Raw genomic sequence first — 15425 nt, 5'->3', positions numbered from 1 at the left:
CGATGCCGAATTACAGCCCGAGAAGCGGACGCATCCAAACGGATGATGGACAAACGCATAACATTGTCGATCTGCTCGGGGGTGGCACTCCCATTACAAGCCAAGCGGTAGACATAAACTCTTATGCACCGCAAGGCGATAAGATCATAGGGGAGGACGGCAACATTTACAGTTTGGTGTCTTTACTGCAAGGGGTTGGTGGGGGAACGGTGTCATGGGAAGACGTACAGAATAAACCTACTTCATTCCCTCCACAATCACATACGCACGAAATAAGCGAGGTTAATAATCTTCAAACTGAACTTAACTCCAAATTAACAGCCAGCCAAGCTGCGGCAGTTGCTGATAGCGTGGATGCTCCTGACATTGCAACATTAGAAGAAAAAATGAATGAATTGTTGTCGGCATTAAGAGCGGCGGGGATTATTGCGTCATAGTGGTGATGGAATATGAAGGGGGGTGATTTAGATTGGATTGGTAGAATGGATGTTTGGAAAACTTACCAAACAACGCCCGGTTACAAGTTATAAACTCATTACTGATTTAGGCGATGGGTTTTACGCTTGGAAAGGGAACGTATATAAAAGTGATATTGTCAGAGCTTGCATCCGTCCGAAAGCCCGAGCGATAGGTAAGTTGGTAGGCAAACACATCCGTGACAATCAGAACGGTTTTGCTGAGAGTCCTGACACTAACATAAAACTGTTGCTACAAGATCCCAATCCTTTAATGAGCGGTCAAATGCTACAAGAAAAACTGGCCGTACAATTAGAACTGAATAACAATGCTTTTGCTTTGATAAAAAGGGACGAGAACGCCTTACTCCCTACTGAAATTTACCCTATTCCTGCAATCGAAGTGGAAATGTTAGAGGGGCCAAAAGGTGACATGTTTCTTCGCTTTTATTTTGAAGATGGGAAACGAATGGTTTCTCCGTATTCAGATGTTATTCATTTGAGGCAGGATTTTAACAATCACAACTTGTTTGGAGATAGCCCGCAGGAAGCGCTTATTGATCTGATGCATGTCGTCAAGACGATTGACCAAGGCATGGTCAAGGCCATCAAAAACTCAAACATCATCCGCTGGTTATTGAAATTTAACCAGACTTTGAGACCAGAGGACATCACCAGTGAAACTGAAAGATTCGTGAATGACTTTTTATCATCGGATAGCAAGACAATTGGCGCGGCTGCTGTGGATGCAAAAGCTGATGCCCAACAAGTTGATCCAAAAAATTATGTGCCGAATGAACATCAGATGGTGAATGTCGTTGAGCGCATCTATTATTTTTTCAATACCAATAAGAAGATTGTCCAAAGCAACTATACAGAGGATGAGTGGAACGCATATTACGAATCAGTCATAGAACCTGTGGCCATGCAGTTGGCGAACGAGTACACCCGAAAGCTTTTTACCCGGCGTGAACGCGGACATGGGAACAGGATTGTGTTTGAATCCATCAGCCTGCAATACGCTTCAATGAATACAAAGTTGGGACTTGAACGCATGGTTGATCGAGGGGCGCTTACTCCTAACGAGTGGAGGAAAATATTGAACCTTGCACCTATCGAAGGTGGCGACCAACCTGTTAGGCGTTTGGATACTGCACCAGTCAGTGAAGGAGGTGAGGATGATGGACAAGACGGAGACGCGGGAGATGACCCGGGAGATACAGATTAGGGAAAACGAAGACGGCAAACGAACAATAAGCGGGTATGCTGTCAAATGGGAAAAGAAATCTCATGTGCTGGGATACTTCCGCAAGTTCCGCGAACAATTTCAAAAAGGGGCTTTTTCTGATTCGCTGATTGAAGATGATCAGCGTTTTTTGTGGTCTCATGACCCATCAAAAGTTCTGGGACGCACTAAAAACGGAACTTTGCGATTAGAAGAAGATGATATAGGTTTGCGCTTTGAACTGGATCTTCCTGATACCACTTTAGGAGAAGACGTTTATAAATCAATTCAAAGGGGTGATGTGGACGGAGTGAGTTTTGGCTTTCAAATGATAAGCCACGATCTAGACGAAGATGATGATATGCCATTGAGGACAATTACGAAAGCCCGATTACTGGAAGTCTCGGCAGTCGCTTTCCCCGCTTATCCAGATAGCGAGGTAAGCGCTAGGGGCTATGACCCTCTTAAAGAAGAATTTGAAGAGCTACGGACTAAGATTTTGATCTTAAATAATCTATAGGAGTGATTTATAATGAACAGAATTGAAGAAATTAAACAGCGTAAGGCTGAAATCAACGAAATTTTGAACGATGAAAAACGAAGTCAAGAGGTTGATTTGAAAGAACTTGAAAAGGAAGTTAGAGAATTGAATGGAGAGCTTGAAGAATTGGAAACCCGCCAGCGTTTGCTGGTAGAAACAAAACAGATTGAAAGCGGAGAAACGCAAACCCGCACGATTGAGACTTTCAATGCTCAACAACAAACAGAAAACCGTGAACTTGGAACAGACTCTGTTGAATACCGTAAAGCGTTTATGAATTATGTATTGCGTGGCGATAAGATCCCTGCCGAATTGAGACAGGATGAAGTGACTTACACCACGGACGTGGGATCTGTTATTCCGGAAACGGTTTTAAGCCGGATTGTTGAGAAGCTGGAAGCAACGGGCATGATTCTTCCGCTTGTCACTCGTACAGCTATTCGCGGCGGGGTAACCGTTCCGACATCCACTGTGAAACCTGTTGCCACTTGGGTGGCAGAAGGGGGAGGAAGCGACAAGCAAAAGAAAACAACCGGACAGATTACCTTCGCTTACCACAAGTTGCGCTGTGCGGTTGCCGTTTCGCTTGAAGTGGACACGATGGCCTTGGCCGTCTTTGAATCTACGCTGATCAACAACGTTGTCGAAGCCATGACTAAGGCGCTTGAACAAGCCATCATCAGCGGTGATGGTGTAGGCAAGCCAACGGGTATTTTGGCTGAAACACCTGAAGCTGGACAATCCATTGATGTTTCTGAAATCAATTACCAAACCCTGATTGATGCTGAATCCGCATTGCCGCTTGAGTATGAAACGGGTGCTGTTTGGGTGATGACGAAGAAAACGTTCATGAAATTTGTCGGTATGGTGGACAACAATGGACAACCTATTGCCCGTGTTAATTATGGCATCAATGGTAGTCCTGAGCGCACTCTTTTGGGACGGAATGTCGTATTGTGCAATTACATTGATAGTTTCGACACTGCCGCAGATGGAAGCCCGTTTGCTTTCTTGTTCAACTTCTCCGACTACATTTTGAACACGAACTATCAAATGGGTGTGAAACGTTATGAAGATAACGAAACCGACGATCAAGTGACGAAAGCTGTCATGATTGTTGACGGTAAAGTTGTCGATAAGAACTCCTTGGTCGTCTTGAATAAAGCAGCCGGTGGAGGTGTTGAAGGGTAATGACCAATTTTAAAGCTAAGGTTGTAGAGGATATCCCTGCTTATCGTTTATTAGGGTTGGGTGGCATAAATTCGGGAGGAGACCCGGAGGAAGGATGGGAAACTATCTATCTTATCCCTTCTCGTTTGGGTTGGATTCCTGATTTTGTGACGAGCAAAGAACTAAAGGCAGGTGAATTTGTGAATGTCGCTATCAAGGATAACCCAATCTGGGAAGTAGAGGCCGTAGAGGATTTGCCCGCTGGAACGGCTGTCCAATGTACAGAAGACGGTAGGGTAAAACATTATGTTCCTGCTGATGGAAATCACATTGGGTGCACATTACATTCTGTAAAAGCCGGAGAAGTGGTGGCGTTTTTTCGTAAATATGGAACAATGCCACCATCGCAAGAACAAGTATTAGCAATGCCGCAAGTAGAAAAAGAAACCAAGTCTAAACGCACTCGCAAGAAAGCGAGTGTTTAATTATGTTGGATGATGTAAAGCAAACATTACGTATTAGCACAGCAAATACGGCATTTGATAATGAAATTGAAACTTTGATTGATGCGGCCCGACTGGACTTAATTCAGTCGGGTGTTTCTGCTTTGAAGGTAAATGACGACACGGATGCGCTCATTAAACGAGCGATCATCACCTATTGTAAAGCGTATTTTGGCTACGATAATCCGGATGCAGAGCGCTTTACGCAGTCTTATATTATGCTTAAACAACACTTAGCCCTGGCAAGTGATTACAACGGTGGTTCAAATGAGACACAATGACGTGATCCACCTGGTGGGGATCGAAATCATAGAAGATGAGATCGGGAACCAGATCGAACAGGAGACGGAGCGGCAGGTATTCGCTAATGAAATGTCTGTCGGCCAGGCTGAATATTACAACGCGGTAGCAGCCGGGCTCCGGCCGTCCAAGTTGTTCGAGGTGTACACCTTTGAATATGCGAATGAACGGCAGTTGAAACACAACGGGATCAAGTATCGGATCATCCGAACGGAAACACGTGGGGAAAAGACCCGGATCACTTGTGAAAGGGTGGCTGCTGATGGCTAGAATTGAGGATCTTTCAAGAGAGATTTCACAGGCACTGAAGGACTATACGGAAGAAGTATCGGAAGGTCTGGAAGAAGCGAAGGAAGCTGCTGCCAAAAACGCAGTTAAAAAGCTGAAACAAAGAAGCCCGAAGGATACCGGGGACTATGCGAGGGGATGGCGCGCGAAAAAAATAGGGAGAGCTTGGGTTGTCCACAACGCAACGGATTATCAGCTGACCCACTTGCTTGAACATGGACACGCTAAACGTGGCGGAGGGCGGGTGGCGGGTATTCCGCATATTGGCCCGGTGGAGGAGGAAGCGATTCAGGAATATGTCCAGAAATCTGAGAAGGTGATCCGGGGATGACGTTGGCCGAGCTGGCAACGATCCTTAAAAGCACCGGTTATCCCGTGTCCTACTCGCATTTCATCAGCAACAACGTCCCTCCTCCGCCGTTTATTACGTATCAAGTCGATGATTCGGCTAACTTTTTTGCAGACAACCGGGTATACAAAAAGATCAGCAACATTTCGATTGAACTTTATACTGACAAAAAGGATTTAGAGGCTGAAGCCGCTTTGGAATCCGCTTTGGACGCCAATCATTTGGTATATGAGACCACGGAAATATGGATCGAAGCGGAAAAGCTGTTCCAGAAAATCTATGAGATCGGAGTGGTTTGAATGGCTAACAAGGTCAACTTTGGAATTAAGAACGTGCATTATGCAACTTTTACAGTCGGGCCAGATGGAACAATCACTTATGACACGCCGGTTCGTATTCCCGGAGCTGTCGAGCTGTCCCTGGAGCCGCGTGGGGAAATGGTGGAGTTTTACGCAGATAACACGCTCTATTATTCTGCGAGTAACAACCAAGGCTATGAGGGGACGCTCTCCATTGCTCTGATTCCTGAGCAATTCGCCATGGATGCGTTGGGAGAGGAAAAAGACGAGACGGACATGGTTTTAACGGAAAAAAACTCGGCGAAGGGAAAACCGTTTGCTTTGCTGTTTGAGTTTGACGGCGACGTGAAAGCAACCCGACATGTCCTTTACAACTGCACAGCGAATCGTCCGACAGTTACCAGCTCCACCAAGACGGATTCCGTGGAGCCGACTCCAAACGAACTCACCTTCATTGCGAGCCCACGTCCTGATGGTGCCGTTAAGACTAAAACCACGGAAACAACACCGGCTGCCGTATATGACGCGTGGTACACGGCGGTATATGAAGGGAATGGGAGTGGCGGCGGAGGAGGCGTTGAAGGGTAATGGAAAAAACACTGACAATCGATGGAAAAGAGGTGCGTTTTAAGTCCACGGCGGCCACTCCTCTCCGCTTCAAAGCTCAGTTCGGGAAGGATTTCTTTTCTGAAATCATCAAAATGGGAGCACTGGAGAAACTGGGTGAGTTGAAACCCGAAGAAATCAAGCCGGATGATCTGCAAGGATTGGATTTCGAGGTTTTTTACAATATCGCTTGGACAATGGCCAAAACGGCTGATCCCAAGATCCCAGACCCTATCACCTGGTTAGATGGATTTGATGAGTTCCCGATGATTGAAGTCATTCCAGCATTGCAGGACATGATTATCGCAACGATTCAGGGTAAAAAAAAATAGACGAAAAAAGAGGAACGGAACGGGGGGAGCCGATTACCACGGATTCGTTCCTCTTCATTTGTCGACAAGTAGGATTGCAGCGAGATGATTTGGAGGACATGACGGTTGGGATGTGTCTGGATTTCATTGAGGAATATATCGAGATGAACGATCCGAAAAGCCGGAAAATGAGGGCAAGAAGGGCCACACAAAAGGACTTTGACAACTTCTGATTTTGAAAGGAAGGTGAGGATATGGCGAGGAAACGAATCCAGGGAATCACGATTGAGCTGGATGGGGAGACGAAGGGTTTAGATAAAGCCCTTAGCGACGTAAATAAACGAAGTCGTAGCTTGCAACAAGAATTGCGGGATGTAGATCGCCTGCTCAAATTTGATCCGGGCAATGTGGAAGCCTTGGCGCAGAAACAACAGCTATTGACGCAACAGATTGAGAACACCACCGAGCGATTGAACCGATTGAAATCGGCGCAAAGCCAAGTCGAGAAGCAGTTTAAGCGAGGTGAAATCGGTGAGGCTCAGTATCGGGCCTTTCGCCGAGAGATCCAATATACAGAAACCCAACTGAAAAAATTTGAGAAGCAATTGGCCGGGTTGGACGACGGCAAATCGCTGGACAATCTCAAGCAGGATCTTCAGGGGGTTTCCAAAGAAGCAAAGGAAACAGAAGGCGCAATTTCTGAGCTGGGCAGTGCGATTGGTGGGCTTGCTGCTGGCGGGGGAATTGCCGGGGCGGTTAGCCAAGCGTTGGATTCGGCATCGTTGAAGACAAAAATTGAAATCTCCATGGAAGTCCCGCCGGAATCGGTGGGGGCGGTCCGGGATAGCATTAAAACTGTAACCTCGTACATTGACGATCAAGAGTCAGCTATCGAAGGAGTGCGGAGACAATGGGCGCTTAACGCTGATGCCAGTGATGCGGCGAATGCGCGGATTGTTAAAGGAGCGGGGGCTATTGCTCGCGCTTATGCGGGCATTGACTTCACCGAGTTGATTCAGGAAACCAATGAGGTTTCCCGTTCTCTTGACATTTCAAATGATGATGCCTTAGGGCTGATTAACTCCCTCCTCAAAATCGGCTTTCCACCGGAACAATTAGACATCATCGCCGAGTACGGAACCCAGTTGAAAATGGCCGGATATGATGCAGAGGAAATCCAGGCGATTTTCGCCGCCGGAGTCGAGACGGGATCATGGAACATCGACAACCTTCTGGATGGTCTGAAAGAAGGCCGTATTCGACTGGCAGAGTTTGGGGAGGAAGTGCCCAAAGCGGTGAAGGACTTGCTTGACGGCACCGAGATTTCGGCCAAGCAATTGCAGCAGTGGGGACAAGCGGTTGCGAAAGGCGGAGAAACTGGGAAACAGGCCATGTATGAAGTCGCCCAGGCAATTAATGGTGTAGAAGACGAGACAACTAAAAACGCTCTAGGGGTCGCCGTTTGGGGTACCATGTACGAGGATCAGGGACAGGCAGTTATTGATACGATCTTGGGTGCGAAGGATCAGACGGTTGATTTAAAGGAAAACCAAGACCAACTGAATGATAGTGTCAAACAGCTTGACCAAGATCCGGCTGTTCAATTTGCACAGGCGATGCAAGATTTGAAAGTAGCTTTGGCACCTCTCCTTTCTGTCATTGCGGATATTATTAGTAAAATCGCTGAATGGGTTCAAAACAACCCGCAACTGGCTGCGACCATTGCGGCGATCGTAACGGCCGTTGGAATATTTATTGGGTTAATAGCTGTATTAGGCCCCATTCTTACCGGGATTGGTACTGTTGTTGGTATTGTTGCCGCCGCTTTTGGAGTCGCCACTTCAACAATATGGATCATCATTGGTGCCATTGTAGCCTTAATCGCGATTGGTGCGGCACTTTGGACAAACTGGGACACCATCAAGGCGAAAGCAATTGAGGTCTGGGGTGCAATCAAGGAGTGGTTGGCGCAGACGTGGGAATCAATCAAACAAACAGCCAGCAATGTATGGAATGGAATAACGAGCTTTTTCTCAGGAATTTGGGAATCCATCAAAGGGTATTTCAATCAGGCGATCGCATGGATTGTCAGTATTGTGGGCGAGCGTTTTCAGGTGATGTCCTCGCTGATCCAGTCCATCATGTCCACTGTGCGAAGCATCCTCACCACGGTGTGGAATTACATCAAGAACACCTTCCGAAATGCATTGGATTTCGTGAAGGCCCTGGTCACAGGCGATTTTAAGGGCATGAAAAACGCAATCCGAAACCAAATGGATAATGTCCGAGCCACGATCCGGAATATCTGGAACCGGGTGATGGCTTTTTTCCGCGGGATCAACTTGTCCAAGACCGGCAGGGACATTATTCAGGGGCTCATCAATGGAATCAAAAGAATGGCTTCGAGTGTGACCAAGGCCGTAACCGGTGTGGTAGACGGGGCAATTAATTGGGCGAAAAAGAAGCTCGGGATTGCTTCACCATCGAGAGTCTTCATGGAGCTTGGGGAATATACCGGTGAAGGCTTTAAAATTGGTATATCTTCAATGCTCGGGGATATTCGCCGGGTTTCCGATCAGATGGCGCAGACAGCAATTTCTACCACCACGGATTCAGTCGGTTCTGGATCATCAGCAACTGCACCCGCAGGCGCACCGATCATCATCCAAGAATTGATTGTCCGGGAAGAGGCAGACATTGACCGGATTTCGAAAAAACTATGGAGACTTCAACAACGGCGGGACCGCCGTCGGATCTGAGGAGGTGAAAGTATGTTTACTTTTGCCGGGAAACATCTGACCCGAGATTTCGGGTTGAAAGCAAAGAATATTACAAGGTCGCTCGGACCGGAAATCACATCAATCAATGAAAAAATCCCTGGACGCAGGGGCGTATCGGATCAGGGAATTGAGGAGGAAGCGCTTCAAATTGTTGTTCCGTTTTTCCACGAAGCACCGAATATGATCGACCGCCGTCGGCACATGCGACAGGTATGGGCATGGTTACGGAACGGGGGGCAATTGGGCGAGCTGGTTTTCGATGATGAGCCGGACAAAACCTATATTGCCCGAGTCGTTGGCTTGGCTGAGTTGGAAGAGTTTATTACTTTCTCTCAAGGAGAAATCACCTTTCTCATTCCCGACCCTGACGCACTCGGGGAAATAGACGAACAGCGCATTGCCGGCTTGGGTGTCGGTCAGGTAGATTCGACACCCGACGATTTCGCAAAAGGCACCCTTTCCAACGTCACTACCGAGACTCGAGCCGGACAAACTGATTTGATTTTAGCAAAATACGGCGATCCGTGGTCATCGACGATACGCACCGAATGGGATCAGGGTGAAATGGATTTCACTATGAAAACACCCGACGGGAAATTGACCTTAGAACGAGGATCAGGCGCGCACCGAACGATTAGCACCACTGCGGAGTGGAGTGATTCGACCGAAAACAGCAACACCGCAGGAAACGGCGGAAACCTAGAGCTGTCGAGTATTCCAACCTACTATATGCAGGACGATCTGAGCGCCTACCGGGGACAAGGTTGGAATGACAGCTTCTTCGTCGACACGAGAAAGGGGACAGTCACGCAAGGATTGGGATATATGCGGCTGAACAAAACAGGGACAGGGGACGACTCAACGGTGATGGTCGCGAAAAACAGAGGTATTCAAGCGACTGACCGTACTGTTCTCCTTTATGTTCGAACGACGTCTGCCGAGATTAGATTCCAATTCGTTGACGGAGGCCTTTTGTGGAATATGTATCTCCCGAACACCGGAGATACATGGACATGGTTGCGGATTGATTACGCAGACCTGACCACGGCAACCTTGTATGAGCTAGGGAATCCGAATCCCATTTCCGTCATTTCTCAAGGGACTCCTACACCCGCGGCGGATAGATTTGCGTTCATCATCGGTGACGTCGAGCTTGGACGAATAGACGTTTCAGCCGTCTATTACGGTCGCACAGCCACATTCCCTAGCCCTGAGGTGACCGAGTTGACAGGATACTCGCGGTATCAGATTCCCCTTGATGATGTTCAATTCCCTAGTTCGAGTTCGATTGATTTCGAATGGGCAAGCCATACCGCGATTGAGGAAGACCCGCAAATTGTCGAGGTGAGAACTCGGATTCACAAGGAGGATGGATATATCACGCCGTGGACGGCCGTCAATAGCGGTGATCCGGTTCCAGAGCTGTTTCTAAATGCGCCGTATGGCGCGGGTGATTTCCTTGAAGTGGAGGTTTCTCTTTCTACTACTGATTTTGGCTATTCTCCGCAGGCGATGGAGCTTTCTGTGAATGTTGATTCCGCCTACGCCAGAAATGGGACGTGGAAGTTGTCATATACGGATTTTCAATATATAGAAAGGGCCGTGAGGAGCAGGATCAACTTTGATGCAGAAATCCCGGCCGGTACGAAGATAGAAGTCTTTGCGACGTGGACGATTGGCGGAGAGACGCACGGGCCGTTCCCCTGCACAAGCGGGAACCCAATCCCATACTTGACCAATCGCCTGGACATTTCCGGAGCAACGCTTGAAATCGAGGTTCGACTGGAAACTGACAGCAACACGAAGTCACCAGCGCTTTCCCTCCTCCGACTGGAAATGGAACCGGGCTATGTGGTGAATGTGGACGGGGAGCGGATTGCCCCTGGAGTGGAGATCGGGAGCGTAGGCGTTGTCGGGTTTTCCCGTATCTGGTGGGAGGATGAGAATCCAGACCCGGCCAAGTGTTCAATTCATGTGTTTGTGTCCGATGCCGAAGCGGGGCCGTGGACGGAAGCAGAGAACGGCGCGCCGATTCCCGGAGCGGAACCAGAAACGGATGTGACTGGGAAAACCTTGTATGTCCGGGTGATTCTTCGTACCAGCGATCCGACACTCACGCCAAGGCTTCAGGTGATCGGCTGGGAGATATCACAGGAGACAAAAACCGATCTCATCAACGAAGGGACGGCACCCGCGGACGCCATCTTTTCCGGCATCTTCTCTTCCCCGGCGGAGTATGTCCAGATTCTCCATATCCAGTCCGGACGGCGGATCACCTTGAACTATCCTTTTGAAGCCGGGGACGAGGTGGAGATTGACTGTGAGCTGGGCCGTGTCCGGATCAACAACAGTGACCGCGACGGTCAGACAGCGATGAGTTTCAACAGCCGGTGGATTGAGCTTCATCCCGGCTATAACAGCTTTGAAGTGACTCCCTCCGGCGTAGGGGAGTTTTTCTGTGAGTGGAGAGAGAGGTGGTTGTGATTGCCGAGACGACATGAAGCGCAACAGATCCCGACTCAGCCGGACGACCGAGCGGCCACTATCATCATTCTTGACCGAGATGAACGGCGAGTGGCCACGCTCGGCGGACGTGGGGCTCCGGTGTATGACCCTATTTTCCGGGACGCGGAGAACGAAGCCATTTCCCTGACGTTTCGAACGAAGAGCGACACCGAAGAAGCAAAGCACCTGAAACAGCGAAATTTTGTTGCGGTGGAAGACCCGTGGGAGCCTGGAGTGTTCCGTTTGCTTGAAATTGTTGAAGTGGATCAAGTCAGCGGAGAAGGGGAGCCGCAACTTGAAATTGTCTGTGACGATCAGGCGCTGATCGAGTTGTCGGGGGATTATGTTGATGATATCCGGCTATATGATACGACTCCGGACGATGCCCTGTCTCGGGTGTTGGGTGCCGGTGAAAGCCGCTGGAAGGTAGGTACGGTCAATCTCACCGGGAGCGGGCATACAAACATATATCATGAGTCCGTGGTCGAAGGGCTGAAAAAGCTCTCGGAAGCTTGGGGAGGGATTTTCCGCTTTCGGGTGACCATATCCGGGAGCCGGATTGCAGGCCGATATATCGACTGGCTCGACCCGGCCAGATGGGAAGACTTTACAGGTGTGCGGTGGGAGACCGGGAAGAATCTGAGAAGCATGAGAAAGACGGTGATTTCTTCCGATGTGGCCACCGCTATCTACCCATACGGAAAGGGGGAGGAAATAGAAGGGGAACCGGAAGAACCGGACGCAGACCCGGCTTATGGTCGGCGAATAGATATCAGTGAAGTTGAGTGGAAGGTGGAAAATGGTGACCCGGTTGACAAACCAAAAGGCCAAAAATGGATTGGGGACCCGGAAGCCCTGCAACGATGGGGATACCGAAATGGAAGCGGAGACCTTCGACACATCTTCCACACGGAAATCTTTGAAGATGAAGAAGATCCGGGGAACCTCGCGAAACTGGGGTGGGAAAAGCTCCGGACATTGACGCAAGAATGGGCCACTTACGAGGCTGAAGTGGTAGACCGTTCCCGCGACCCGCGCTATGCGCACGAGACCACCAAGGTGGGCACTGCTGGAATCTTGATCGACGACAATTTCAACCCACCCGTCGAGGTGAAAGCCCGTGTGATCGCCGCAGAAGTAGATTTGAACAACAAGCGGAACCTGAAAATCACCCTTGGTTCATTCATCCCTGGTGTGCTTGATTCAGTGCGGCGAGTAGAACGGGAAGTGGAGAGGAAGGTGAGTCGCGGGGATTCTATCACCCTGCTTGATACAACAGTCCGAAATCTGAAAGACCGTTTGCGCTCCACCGTCGGATACCATTATCAAAGCGAGACATTGGGAGATCTGTGGTGTGACGGGCCATACGGCGATCCGGAAACCACCTCCTATCTTCAAATCAAAGGCGGGATGATGGCCATCGCCGACCGGTGGGACTCGGTCGCAGGCGAGCCGGATTGGCGGGCTTTTGGTACGGGCTCAGGCTTTTCTGCCGACCTAATCACTGCCGGCACGCTGAATGCTGAGTTGATCAACGTCGAGAGTGTGAGCGAAGATGGCGACCGGCTGATACGGATGACAGATGGGACCCTCAACACATATTTCAATGGCAATCTGACAATGCAAGCCGGTGGGTACGGATTGGACATATATGACGATGATGTAGCTCACCCGAATCCAGATTACAAAATAGCCGGAACTCTAGCTTTGAATGCCTATCCCGCGGCAGGAGACCCGCCAGGTGTTGCTAGTTTACGCGGGGTAGGTATCGGCACATTCAAAGACCACATCAAGCTCTCGAAGCTGAATAGTGAGCGTTACGAGACGTGGACGGGACTTGAAGTCAACTTCACTGAAAAATTCGCTTGGCTGGGGCATAACATCACATACTTTGGAGAACGACGTGGGCCGACTCAAATAGATGCTTCATTATATCGACAGCCAGGCGATTCGAGCGCGACGGAACCAGCCGTCCGACTCAAAGCAAACAATGCCGCTTATCTTTTCATATCTGAAAAAAGAGGATTGAACAGCGCTGGGGAAACAACATATTTCACGGTATACCATTTCCGTGGTTATATGTGGAATGGAAGTTCCTGGGAAGATGACACCCTGATGGAAATGTTTCTTGGTGCAGATACACGCGGTGTAGTATTGCGGGTGAGAGATAGCGATGGCGGATGGAGATATCTAGCTGGCTCCGGGAACGTCCCTGGAGGTTCAGGATGGTCAGTATAGGGAAGGGAGTGTATTGATAGTGGACGAACAACAAATTGTGAAGCCCTTCGAAGTCCGACAAGACGAGTTGATCGAAAAGATGTCTCAAGAAATGATGGAAAGCGGCCTGCCTGCTGGGGCGCTTGTTTTGATTGTGGAAAAGGTGTTGGTCAACCTCCGGCAAGAGGCACACCGGGCGGTCATGGCGTATCGGAAACAAGTCGAGGAACAAGGAGGTGAGGAAGGCAGTGAGTCCGGCAACCACAATCCCTGAGCGAGGGGGTGAGGTGATGGAAAATGGAGTGACGATTTCCTTCAAGGAGATGTATAGAGGCCAACAGGAGGTGATCCAGTCGCTCAATCGCCTGGAATCCCGTATGTCGTCACTGGAGGCAAAGATGGCGCAATCGAACAATGCCGACGAACGTAGCCGGGAAGCCCTGGAGAAGGCGAAGGATGCGGAAGAGGAAGCGAAAACCGCACACAAGCGGATCAAGCGGATAGAGGAGAAGATTGACAAGATCATGATCAGCATCATTTTGGCGTTAGCAACAGGCGCGATATCCGCGCTTTTTTATTTTGCCCAGACTGGGCTGGGAGGTTGAGAGAATGGATTTCATGGATGCAGAGGTATTCGGCGTGGCGCTGGTTCCCTTGATCCTTGCGCTGGTGGAGTTGTGCAAACGAACCGGGCTCCCTGACAAATGGAGCCCGGTTCTGTCTGTGGTTCTGGGTCTGCTGGCAGGCGTGTTTGTGCTGGATACAGGGGATCTGTATGAGGGCATTGTGGTCGGTCTGGCACTGGGTCTGTCTGCTACCGGGTTGTACAGCGGAACTAAAAACGTGAAAGAGGGAGTGGAAAGCCAATGACAAAAAAAATCTTCATTGACCCGGGACATGGGGGAAGTGCTCCGGGAGCCGTCGAGAACGGTCTGAAGGAAAAAGATCTGACCCTGGCTATCGCCCTGGAGTGCCGCAAGGTGCTGGCGAACGAATACACCGGCCACCTGATCAAGATGTCGCGCACGTCCGACAAAACGGTTTCCCTGAAACAGCGCACGGATATGGCGAATGCTTGGGGCGCGGATTTTTTCCTGAGCATTCATATCAATGCCGGGGGTGGCACCGGATTTGAGTCCTACCGGTGGGTGCAGAAAGGTTCATCCACCACCATGGCGGTACAGAAAGCCGTTCATGCGGCCGTGTTGAAGGTATCAGGTTGGAGGGACCGGGGGCAGAAGTGGGCCAACTTCCACGTCCTCCGGGAGTCGAAGCCGCCTGCCATCCTGACGGAAAACGGGTTCATCGATACCGCGGCCGATGCTAAGAAATTGAAGGATTCAGCTTTCATCAAGAAGCTGGGCCGTGCACACGCTGAGGGGTTGGCCAAAGCACTTGGGCTGAAGAAGAAAGCGACAGCGCCGAAACCTGCGCCCACACCTCCGTCAAGCGCCGCAAAATACCGGGTGCAAGCCGGAGCATTCAAAGAAAAGAAAAACGCTGACAAGCGGGTGGCAGAGTTGAAAAAGAAGGGCTTCGAGTCCTTCGCCGTCAAAGAAGGGAGCTTGTATCGAGTTCAGGCCGGAGCATTCAAAGAAAAGAAAAACGCAGAAGCAAGAGCCAGCGCGATCCGGAAAGCCGGATTCGAAGCTGTCGTGGTGGCAATTTGAACACAAAAAAAGCCGGGTGGGATTTCCCTGCCCGGCTTTTTTTGTGTGCAATTCCTTAAACTTTTTTCAAAAAAGGGGTTGACTATGCGCATATGCGCATATATACTGTAGATGAGCTTGAAAAACACCAATGAGGGGGAATCAGTATGGGCTTGAAAAAAGTGATTGAGAAAATCGAAGGAACCCACCTCCGGGTGGAAAGCGAT

18 protein-coding genes are annotated in these 15425 nt (G+C 49.6%); all 18 read left to right on the top strand.

All coding sequences use genetic code 11. The features are described from left to right. The first annotated feature begins 2 nt into the window (after nt 1–2). The 18 genes from IEV46_RS15930 to IEV46_RS15845 all read left to right on the top strand — a co-directional run bounded on the left by IEV46_RS15930 (nt 3) and on the right by IEV46_RS15845 (nt 15219). Nucleotides 3–437, top strand: a complete 435-nt coding sequence (locus IEV46_RS15930) for a hypothetical protein (protein WP_188433530.1) — start codon at nt 3–5, stop codon at nt 435–437. 31 nt (nt 438–468) lie between these two features. Continuing rightward, entirely contained in the window at nt 469–1683 is a 1215-nt protein-coding gene (locus IEV46_RS15925) for a phage portal protein (RefSeq protein WP_188433566.1), read from the top strand. Beyond that, the gene (locus tag IEV46_RS15920; RefSeq protein WP_188433529.1) at nt 1637–2200 is read left to right on the top strand and encodes an HK97 family phage prohead protease; all 564 of its coding nucleotides are present in this window, start codon (nt 1637–1639) and stop codon (nt 2198–2200) included. The genes IEV46_RS15925 and IEV46_RS15920 overlap by 47 nt, the downstream gene beginning before the upstream one ends. 12 nt (nt 2201–2212) lie before the next feature. Next, on the top strand, nt 2213–3412 hold the full coding sequence (locus IEV46_RS15915; protein ID WP_188433528.1) for a phage major capsid protein: 1200 nt from the start codon (nt 2213–2215) through the stop codon (nt 3410–3412). Then, nucleotides 3412–3876 carry a hypothetical protein gene (locus IEV46_RS15910; RefSeq protein WP_188433527.1) on the top strand — a complete coding sequence of 155 codons (465 nt, stop codon included), beginning with the start codon at nt 3412–3414 and terminating at the stop codon, nt 3874–3876. The genes IEV46_RS15915 and IEV46_RS15910 overlap by 1 nt, the downstream gene beginning before the upstream one ends. Then, nucleotides 3876–4175 carry a head-tail connector protein gene (locus tag IEV46_RS15905; RefSeq protein WP_188433565.1) on the top strand — a complete coding sequence of 100 codons (300 nt, stop codon included), beginning with the start codon at nt 3876–3878 and terminating at the stop codon, nt 4173–4175. Before IEV46_RS15910 ends, IEV46_RS15905 begins: the two co-directional genes overlap by 1 nt. After that, nucleotides 4162–4464 carry a phage head closure protein gene (locus IEV46_RS15900; protein WP_188433526.1) on the top strand — a complete coding sequence of 101 codons (303 nt, stop codon included), beginning with the start codon at nt 4162–4164 and terminating at the stop codon, nt 4462–4464. The genes IEV46_RS15905 and IEV46_RS15900 overlap by 14 nt, the downstream gene beginning before the upstream one ends. Further along, on the top strand, nt 4457–4813 hold the full coding sequence (locus IEV46_RS15895; protein WP_188433525.1) for an HK97 gp10 family phage protein: 357 nt from the start codon (nt 4457–4459) through the stop codon (nt 4811–4813). The genes IEV46_RS15900 and IEV46_RS15895 overlap by 8 nt, the downstream gene beginning before the upstream one ends. After that, nucleotides 4810–5130 (top strand): hypothetical protein, encoded by a 321-nt coding sequence (locus IEV46_RS15890; RefSeq protein WP_188433524.1) that lies wholly within the window; start codon nt 4810–4812, stop codon nt 5128–5130. The genes IEV46_RS15895 and IEV46_RS15890 overlap by 4 nt, the downstream gene beginning before the upstream one ends. Beyond that, nucleotides 5131–5718, top strand: a complete 588-nt coding sequence (locus tag IEV46_RS15885; RefSeq protein WP_188433523.1) for a major tail protein — start codon at nt 5131–5133, stop codon at nt 5716–5718. Beyond that, nucleotides 5718–6068 (top strand): hypothetical protein, encoded by a 351-nt coding sequence (locus IEV46_RS15880; protein ID WP_188433522.1) that lies wholly within the window; start codon nt 5718–5720, stop codon nt 6066–6068. The genes IEV46_RS15885 and IEV46_RS15880 overlap by 1 nt, the downstream gene beginning before the upstream one ends. Nucleotides 6069–6301: 233 nt before the next feature. Beyond that, nucleotides 6302–8806 carry a phage tail tape measure protein gene (locus tag IEV46_RS15875; protein WP_188433521.1) on the top strand — a complete coding sequence of 835 codons (2505 nt, stop codon included), beginning with the start codon at nt 6302–6304 and terminating at the stop codon, nt 8804–8806. Between the two features lie 12 nt (nt 8807–8818). Continuing rightward, nucleotides 8819–11311, top strand: coding sequence for a distal tail protein Dit (locus IEV46_RS15870; RefSeq protein WP_188433520.1), 2493 nt, complete (start codon nt 8819–8821; stop codon nt 11309–11311). Continuing rightward, nucleotides 11312–13570: a phage tail spike protein gene (locus IEV46_RS15865; RefSeq protein WP_188433519.1), complete on the top strand. Its 2259-nt coding sequence runs from the start codon at nt 11312–11314 to the stop codon at nt 13568–13570. It abuts the gene before it with no gap. Between the two features lie 19 nt (nt 13571–13589). Beyond that, nucleotides 13590–13823 (top strand): hypothetical protein, encoded by a 234-nt coding sequence (locus tag IEV46_RS15860; RefSeq protein ID WP_188433518.1) that lies wholly within the window; start codon nt 13590–13592, stop codon nt 13821–13823. Between the two features lie 16 nt (nt 13824–13839). Next, nucleotides 13840–14154, top strand: coding sequence for a hypothetical protein (locus IEV46_RS15855; protein WP_188433517.1), 315 nt, complete (start codon nt 13840–13842; stop codon nt 14152–14154). A 4-nt stretch (nt 14155–14158) separates the two neighbouring features. Next, nucleotides 14159–14419, top strand: coding sequence for a hypothetical protein (locus tag IEV46_RS15850; RefSeq protein ID WP_229736178.1), 261 nt, complete (start codon nt 14159–14161; stop codon nt 14417–14419). Further along, on the top strand, nt 14416–15219 hold the full coding sequence (locus tag IEV46_RS15845; protein WP_188433516.1) for an N-acetylmuramoyl-L-alanine amidase: 804 nt from the start codon (nt 14416–14418) through the stop codon (nt 15217–15219). The genes IEV46_RS15850 and IEV46_RS15845 overlap by 4 nt, the downstream gene beginning before the upstream one ends. Nucleotides 15220–15425: the final 206 nt, after the last annotated feature.

The organism is Kroppenstedtia guangzhouensis (assembly GCF_014637345.1).
Classification (GTDB): Bacteria; Bacillota; Bacilli; order Thermoactinomycetales; family DSM-45169; genus Kroppenstedtia; species Kroppenstedtia guangzhouensis.
Note: the sequence above shows the minus strand (reverse complement) of the source record. Positions and strands in the feature narration are given on the sequence as shown.

What these genes read in the sequence shown, in the direction of transcription:
- IEV46_RS15930 (WP_188433530.1), top strand. Translation starts at nt 3, where the DNA reads ATGCCGAATTACAGCCCGAGAAGCGGACGCATCCAAACGGATGATGGA.
- IEV46_RS15920 (WP_188433529.1), top strand. Translation starts at nt 1,637, where the DNA reads ATGGACAAGACGGAGACGCGGGAGATGACCCGGGAGATACAGATTAGG.
- IEV46_RS15915 (WP_188433528.1), top strand. Translation starts at nt 2,213, where the DNA reads ATGAACAGAATTGAAGAAATTAAACAGCGTAAGGCTGAAATCAACGAA.
- IEV46_RS15910 (WP_188433527.1), top strand. Translation starts at nt 3,412, where the DNA reads ATGACCAATTTTAAAGCTAAGGTTGTAGAGGATATCCCTGCTTATCGT.
- IEV46_RS15900 (WP_188433526.1), top strand. Translation starts at nt 4,162, where the DNA reads ATGAGACACAATGACGTGATCCACCTGGTGGGGATCGAAATCATAGAA.
- IEV46_RS15895 (WP_188433525.1), top strand. Translation starts at nt 4,457, where the DNA reads ATGGCTAGAATTGAGGATCTTTCAAGAGAGATTTCACAGGCACTGAAG.
- IEV46_RS15890 (WP_188433524.1), top strand. Translation starts at nt 4,810, where the DNA reads ATGACGTTGGCCGAGCTGGCAACGATCCTTAAAAGCACCGGTTATCCC.
- IEV46_RS15885 (WP_188433523.1), top strand. Translation starts at nt 5,131, where the DNA reads ATGGCTAACAAGGTCAACTTTGGAATTAAGAACGTGCATTATGCAACT.
- IEV46_RS15880 (WP_188433522.1), top strand. Translation starts at nt 5,718, where the DNA reads ATGGAAAAAACACTGACAATCGATGGAAAAGAGGTGCGTTTTAAGTCC.
- IEV46_RS15875 (WP_188433521.1), top strand. Translation starts at nt 6,302, where the DNA reads ATGGCGAGGAAACGAATCCAGGGAATCACGATTGAGCTGGATGGGGAG.
- IEV46_RS15870 (WP_188433520.1), top strand. Translation starts at nt 8,819, where the DNA reads ATGTTTACTTTTGCCGGGAAACATCTGACCCGAGATTTCGGGTTGAAA.
- IEV46_RS15855 (WP_188433517.1), top strand. Translation starts at nt 13,840, where the DNA reads ATGGAAAATGGAGTGACGATTTCCTTCAAGGAGATGTATAGAGGCCAA.
- IEV46_RS15850 (WP_229736178.1), top strand. Translation starts at nt 14,159, where the DNA reads ATGGATTTCATGGATGCAGAGGTATTCGGCGTGGCGCTGGTTCCCTTG.
- IEV46_RS15845 (WP_188433516.1), top strand. Translation starts at nt 14,416, where the DNA reads ATGACAAAAAAAATCTTCATTGACCCGGGACATGGGGGAAGTGCTCCG.